The sequence below is a fragment of the Lactiplantibacillus songbeiensis genome (assembly GCF_005405125.1).
GTDB lineage: Bacteria > Bacillota > Bacilli > Lactobacillales > Lactobacillaceae > Lactiplantibacillus > Lactiplantibacillus songbeiensis.
Map to the genome: position 1 here is coordinate 37122 of NZ_BJDL01000033.1, position 6252 is coordinate 43373.

Consider the following 6252-nt stretch of genomic DNA (forward strand, 5'->3'; position numbering starts at 1 on the left):
GCTTTAGGATTAACGAAGATAATTATTGAGGGGCGACGGCATGAGTGAACGTGTGACAATTTTGCATACTAATGATTTACATTCCCATTTTGAACGGTGGCCGCGCATTCGCCGGTATTTATTGGCGCAACGGGCGAACCAGCAAGCTGCTGGGGCCACAGTGTTAACGTTGGATCTGGGCGATGCGGTTGATCGTGCGCATCCGTTGTCCGAAGCTACCCGGGGCCAAGCCAACGTCCAATTACTGAACCAGATCGGTTACGATGCCGTGACGGTTGGTAATAACGAAGGCTTAGGCTTAACTAAAACGGAGCTCAATCAGTTGTATCAGCACGCGAACTTTGACGTCGTTTTGGACAATCTAACGGACGTCAAAACGGGTGCGCAACCTGACTGGGCTTTACCAGCCAAAATCATCACCACACCAGCGGGCACCCGGATCTTGTTAGTGGCCTTTACGGCGCCATTTACGTTAACCTATCCGTTAGCAGGCTGGACCCCCACTAGTGTCAAAGATCGCTTGCCACAGTTATTGCAACAATATAAGGGGCAATACGATGTGTTAGTCGTGATGTCACACTTGGGAATTAACGTCGATCGTTGGTTAGCGAAACACTATCCAGTGATTGATGTCATTATTGGCAGCCATACCCATCATTTACTAGTGAATGGGGAAACCGACCACGGTGTCTTAGTGGCAGCTGCGGGTAAGTTTGGTGAACATATCGGTCAAATTAATTTGACGATTGGTGATCAGCACCATGTGACGACGGCGCAAGCGCAAACGGTGACGACGGATACCTTGCCTGAAGAAGTAACGGATGCCGCGGAGATTCAACGTTGGCAAGCCGAGGGTGAACAGCTTTTGGCTCAACAAGTGGTCGCTAATGTGCCCAAGCAGCTGAATCCGCATTGGCATCATCAAAGCGAGTTGACGGCATTAGGGTTGCGGGCGATTACTGACTATGCAGGGACAGAACTCGGCATGCTCAATGGTGGCTTATTTATGCGGGACTTACCAAAAGGTCCGGTTAATCTGAATGATTTGCACACGATGCTCCCGCACGCGATGCATGTGATTCGGGTGACCTTGAGTGGGCAAGACTTGTGGCGCTTAGTCTATGAGATGGAGTTAGCGCGGCCATTTTTGAATAAGTTCCAGTTACACGGGATGGGCTTTCGTGGTCAGGTCTTTGGCTATATCCAATACCAAGGACTAACTTGGGACGCGACTGATAAGACATTGACAGTCTTAGGGCAACCAATCGATAAGCAGGCGACGTATCAGATCGCCTTACTGGATCATCATTTATTTATTCCGTTTTTCCCAACCTTAACGATTGGTGGTCAGACGGATATTCTATTTAAGGCATTTTTAAGAACGGTCGTGGGGGATTACCTCGCTAAAAAATGGCCGTTATCATAAACAAAGAAAGGTGGTGTCGGTTTGAACCGCGATCATATTAACGAACTCGCTGAACAACAAGCAGAACGCCGACAAAATCTCTATCACGGTTTGCGGACCGACCGTACCCATATCGAAGTGAACAAACACCCATTTGAGATCGTGTTTGAGTATCGGGATGGGTTTGATTTGGACAAATTTGTCGAACGGTTTAGTCCCGTTTTAAACAAGTACGATTATGTTGTGGGTGACTGGGGCTTTGAACAATTACGGTTGAAGGGCTTCTTTAAAGACGAAACTAAGGATGTGCAACGGTCGCAGACGATTGGCAGTGTCCAAGACTATCTCTATGAATATTGTAATTTTGGCTGTGCCTACTTTATTCTAAAGAATGAACGGGTCATTAAGCCGAAACGGACGAGTCATCCGCGTAAAGATGAACATCGCACGAACAAACGCGACAATCAGTCGTCACGGGGCCGCAGTAATCGGAGCAGTAGTCGCAGTAAACAACGGCGCAAAGGGAATCATAAGTCCTTTACGACGAAGCAAAAGGCCGCGCCATTTAGCGAAAAACAGCGGCGTCCAGCGAAGGTTAAAGCTAATAGTGGTAATCAGGCAAAGACGACTAAGCAGACGAGTGGCAAACGGCATTTTACAATTCGACAGAAGTAGAGAGGATTTTTTAGTTTGAGTAAGTATAAGGGATATTTAATTGATTTAGATGGGACTGTTTACCGTGGGCGTGAACGTATTCCAGCTGCCAAGCGGTTTATTGAGCGCTTGCAAGCGACCAAGACGGACTTTTTGTTAGTCACGAATAATACGACGAAGTCTCCGGAAGATGTGGCCGCTAATTTGGCTGACAACCATGATATCCATGTCAGCCCGAATAATGTCTATACGGCTGCACTAGCGACGGCTGATTATGTTAATGAATTGGCTGGTGACGGTGACAAATCCATGTATGTGATTGGCGAACTCGGCCTCAAAGGGGCGATGCTAGCTAAGGGTTTTCACTTTAATGAGAAGGACCCACGTTTTGTCATTGTTGGTTTGGACTATGATGCGACGTATCATAAGTTTGAGTTAGCAACGTTAGCCATTAAACGCGGCGCCAAGTTCATTGGGACCAACGCTGATACTAATCTGCCGAACGAACGGGGCTTAGTACCTGGGGCCGGTTCCGTGATTGCGATGGTTGAACGGGCGACCCAACAACGGGCGACCTATGTTGGTAAGCCAGAAACCATCATTATGCAAAAGGCAATCGAACGGATTGGACTCGATAAGCGTGATTGTGTGATGGTTGGGGACAACTATATGACGGACATTTCAGCGGCCATCAATTTTGAGATGGATTCGTTGCTCGTTTATACGGGGGTCTCAACGCCAGAATTAGTGGCACAGCAGCAAATCAAACCAACTAATGAGATTAACTCATTAGATGAATGGGACTTGGAAAATGGCGTGGTTAAATAAATGCCGTGACTGGCTGTTATGGCTAGGCCTGTATTTATGGGTGTTGAGCGGTACAATTATATTAACGATTAATGCAACCTGGCTGTATTGGCTGAATGCTCAGTTTCAGCATTTAGGGGCCATTGTCAACTTATCGACTGGTCGACTAATGACCAACTATTTTCAATTGTTGGCCTATCTGAACTTTCCGTGGGTCCGGTCGCTCAAAATGAGTGACTTTACGGATTCAACGAGTGCGTTGATTCATTTCGCAGACGTCAAGAATCTATTTATGTTAGATATTGTCGTCTTCATCATCACTAGTGTGACGACCTATGTCTTTTTTCAGCAGCTTAAACGGCGCCAGCAACTTTGGCGCTTCGTGTTGCCGATGCAAACGGCGCTATGGGTACCACCAATCGTTGCAGCAATCATGGCGGTTAATTTTGATCAATTTTTTGTCTTCTTTCATCAAGTTTTGTTCCGGAATGCCGACTGGTTGTTTGATCCGTTGTACGATCGAATTATCTTAGTGTTACCAGACACCTTTTTTATGCAATGCTTTGTATTAGCTATCGTCATCATGGAGTGGGCATTTGCCTACTACTTATCGATTGGGAAGCGCGCACTACAAGCTTTATAATCAAAAAAGGCCACTGACAAGTTGTCGGTGGACTTTTTTGATTAGTCTTCTTCAGGAGTATGACTGAAGCGGGCTTTCAATGCGGAGACAATGGCTGGAATTAAGGAAATCACGATAATGCCAATGACGACTAATGAGAAGTGAGCTTTGACGAACGGAATGTTACCGAAGAAGTAACCCCCACCGCAACATAAGACGACCCATAGCACACAGCCGATGACGTTATAGCGAATGAATTGACGATATTGCATGCGGCTGCTAGCAGCGACGAATGGGACGAATGTCCGGATGATGGGCATAAAGCGGGCAATCGTGACGGTGATGCCACCGTGTTTGTCAAAAAACTTTTCAGATTTAGCAAGTTGTTTTTGATTAATCAGTTTCCCAAACCACGAGGTCCGTGTGAGGGCTTCACCCAGCGAATGACCGATTAAGAAGTTTAACGAATCGCCAGCTAGAGCAGCGAGTAAGAATAAGCCGACAAACGACCAGATGTGTAAGCCGTAAGTGGGGTTGGCAGCGAGCGCACAGGCTGCGAACAATAATGAATCCCCAGGTAGAAAGGGCAAGATCACCGCACCAGTTTCAATGAAGATAATGGCAAAGAGGATTAAGTAAGTCCAGATACCGAAGCTGTTGACGATGGTGACCAGATGTTGATCAATGTGTAGTACGAAATCAACTAGAAAACTCATGGTTACCTCCAAATAATGTTTAACTTTTTTATCTGATACAGCATACCAGATAATGCTTCGGAATACTATGACCCGTGATGAATCGCAACCGAAATATTAGGATTAAGAGAGTTTTACTAGTAATTCCCCGGATTCTCTTGTATTATCGAGTTATTCTATGAAGAAAAAGGTGATCTTGTGGCTTACCCACAATTAGATTTGTCCCAAGTTAAGGGACCTAAAGCAACGATTAAAACTAACTATGGCGACATTCAGGTGCAATTATTTCCAGAACAAGCACCTAAGAGCGTTGAAAACTTTGTCGGTTTAGCGAAAAAGGGGTACTACGATGGTATTATCTTCCATCGAATCATTCCCGATTTCATGATTCAAGGCGGTGACCCTACTGGGACTGGTGCAGGCGGTGAAAGCTTGTGGGGAAATCAGTTCGAAGATGAATTCTCACCCGAAGTCTTTAACATTCGTGGGGCCTTGTCAATGGCTAACGCTGGTCCGAACACTAACGGTAGTCAATTTTTTATCGTTCAAAACCATCATCTACAAGATGGTATGGCCGACCAAATGACTCAAGCCGGCTATCCAAAAGAAATTGTATCGGCTTATGGTCAAGGTGGGACGCCTTGGTTAGATTTCCGGCATACTGTTTTTGGTGCTGTTAGCGATGGGATGGATATCGTTGATACGATTGCGACTGTGAAGACAGGAATGCAAGATAAGCCAGTTAAAGATGTGGTCATCGAAACGATTACGATTACAGACTAAAGTTTAACTTGGGGGGGCAGCTGCTTAAAGGCAGTTGCCTTTTTTAGTACCACCGTTGTGAATTCAACAACTTTCAGGTTATAATATCTAGGATTGCAGTTTAGATAGAAAACAAAAATTAAGTGAGGCGTATACGTATGAGTGATTATCGAATTGGCATGCGGGTACATGGTCGTGTGACGGGCATTCAACCTTATGGGGCGTTTGTAACCTTAGATGCCGAACATCAAGGTTTGATTCACATTTCAGAATGTCACGAAGGTTATGTCAAAAGTATTACTGATTATCTAAAGGTTGGACAGGCGGTTGACGTGGTTGTTTTAGATATCGATGAGTACACGGGTAAGATTAGCTTGTCACTGCGCTGTGTTGAACATCAGCCACAACCGACGAATAGTGATTTAGAAATTTATAAGACGTTTCGGCACAAGCATTTTTGGACTAATCGTCATGTGCATGCTGGTTTCGATCCCATTGCGACTCATTTGGATGGTTGGATTGAAGATTCATTGAATCACTTAAAGGAAGGCGTGCATTAATGAAGAAACAAGTTGCAGGTACGATTATGAGTGTCGATACAGATGGGGCTAGTTTCTTAGTTCAACAACAAGGCTCACAGTATTCGTTTTACAATTTTCCAGTGTTTACCGGTCAAACGCCTTTGGGCTCAGTTTTAAGTAAGTTACGTGAGGAGGTTGGGCTGGATGTCGACCAGTTACGTTTGTTTGATTCAGTCATTGCTGAGCTTGATGATGAAAAAGTGGCGTTGTTTGTTTTTAATAATCTAACCATTAACGATCATGTACGGGCTTTGTTTGCTAAGCAAGGCTTACAGTTTGTGGCCGGAAGTCAGTTACATCAGTTGTTTGAGAGTGTTCACGTTAATACGCAGCCCCTATTTGAACAATTATCAAAATAATTTTAAATAAAAGCTTGACCTGCATAGTAATTCTTGATAAGATATTACTTGTCGCTGCGAGAGAGCTACGAAATAGCTAAACCACACGGCATAAGCAACGCTTGGATGATAAATGCAGATTGTATAAATATTCAATTTCTTTTAGAAAGTTGTTGACAGTTATCAATCAGTTTGTTATTCTTATAAACGTTGTGTTGAGGCAATCAACGTGCTACTTAATTAAATCAGTTTGAAAAAAGTTGTTGACACTTATGAGTCGCGATGGTAAACTGATTAAGTTGCGTTGAGGTAATCAACGAACGAACTTAGACCTTTGAAAACTGAACAAAGTTTCGACGAATCAAATGTGTAGGGTCTATCAATTCTT

8 protein-coding genes are annotated in these 6252 nt (G+C 44.4%); 7 read left to right on the plus strand and 1 reads right to left on the minus strand.

What is annotated here, in order from left to right:
- Positions 1-40: 40 nt before the first annotated feature.
- From FFM77_RS12610 to FFM77_RS12625, 4 genes are read left to right on the plus strand one after another with little or no spacing between them, the layout of a single operon-like run.
- On the plus strand, positions 41-1426 hold the full coding sequence (locus tag FFM77_RS12610; RefSeq protein ID WP_137636123.1) for a bifunctional metallophosphatase/5'-nucleotidase: 1386 nt from the start codon (positions 41-43) through the stop codon (positions 1424-1426).
- A gap of 21 nt (positions 1427-1447) precedes the next feature.
- Complete coding sequence (locus FFM77_RS12615) at positions 1448-2080, plus strand: YutD family protein (protein ID WP_137636124.1); 633 nt, start codon at positions 1448-1450, stop codon at positions 2078-2080.
- A 15-nt stretch (positions 2081-2095) separates the two neighbouring features.
- Positions 2096-2887 (plus strand): TIGR01457 family HAD-type hydrolase, encoded by a 792-nt coding sequence (locus FFM77_RS12620; protein ID WP_137636125.1) that lies wholly within the window; start codon positions 2096-2098, stop codon positions 2885-2887.
- The gene (locus FFM77_RS12625) at positions 2871-3509 is read left to right on the plus strand and encodes a TIGR01906 family membrane protein (protein ID WP_137636126.1); all 639 of its coding nucleotides are present in this window, start codon (positions 2871-2873) and stop codon (positions 3507-3509) included. Before FFM77_RS12620 ends, FFM77_RS12625 begins: the two co-directional genes overlap by 17 nt.
- A gap of 41 nt (positions 3510-3550) precedes the next feature.
- Here FFM77_RS12625 and FFM77_RS12630 read toward each other — a convergent pair whose 3' ends face one another.
- Positions 3551-4204: a VTT domain-containing protein gene (locus FFM77_RS12630; protein WP_137636127.1), complete on the minus strand. Its 654-nt coding sequence runs from the start codon at positions 4202-4204 to the stop codon at positions 3551-3553.
- A 177-nt stretch (positions 4205-4381) separates the two neighbouring features.
- Here FFM77_RS12630 and FFM77_RS12635 point away from each other — a divergent pair, with 177 nt between their 5' ends.
- The 3 genes from FFM77_RS12635 to FFM77_RS12645 all read left to right on the plus strand — a co-directional run bounded on the left by FFM77_RS12635 (position 4382) and on the right by FFM77_RS12645 (position 5885).
- Entirely contained in the window at positions 4382-4966 is a 585-nt protein-coding gene (locus FFM77_RS12635) for a peptidylprolyl isomerase (RefSeq protein ID WP_137636128.1), read from the plus strand.
- A gap of 137 nt (positions 4967-5103) precedes the next feature.
- The gene (locus FFM77_RS12640) at positions 5104-5505 is read left to right on the plus strand and encodes a CvfD/Ygs/GSP13 family RNA-binding post-transcriptional regulator (RefSeq protein ID WP_171001635.1); all 402 of its coding nucleotides are present in this window, start codon (positions 5104-5106) and stop codon (positions 5503-5505) included.
- A complete protein-coding gene (locus FFM77_RS12645) occupies positions 5505-5885 on the plus strand; it encodes an NUDIX hydrolase (RefSeq protein ID WP_137636129.1) in 381 nt (126 codons plus the stop codon). The genes FFM77_RS12640 and FFM77_RS12645 overlap by 1 nt, the downstream gene beginning before the upstream one ends.
- Positions 5886-6252: the final 367 nt, after the last annotated feature.

Coding starts and splice junctions, on each gene's coding strand:
- FFM77_RS12625 (WP_137636126.1), top strand. CDS start 2,871: ATGGCGTGGTTAAATAAATGCCGTGACTGGCTGTTATGGCTAGGCCTG.
- FFM77_RS12645 (WP_137636129.1), top strand. CDS start 5,505: ATGAAGAAACAAGTTGCAGGTACGATTATGAGTGTCGATACAGATGGG.
- FFM77_RS12610 (WP_137636123.1), top strand. CDS start 41: ATGAGTGAACGTGTGACAATTTTGCATACTAATGATTTACATTCCCAT.
- FFM77_RS12630 (WP_137636127.1), bottom strand. CDS start 4,204: ATGAGTTTTCTAGTTGATTTCGTACTACACATTGATCAACATCTGGTC.
- FFM77_RS12640 (WP_171001635.1), top strand. CDS start 5,104: ATGAGTGATTATCGAATTGGCATGCGGGTACATGGTCGTGTGACGGGC.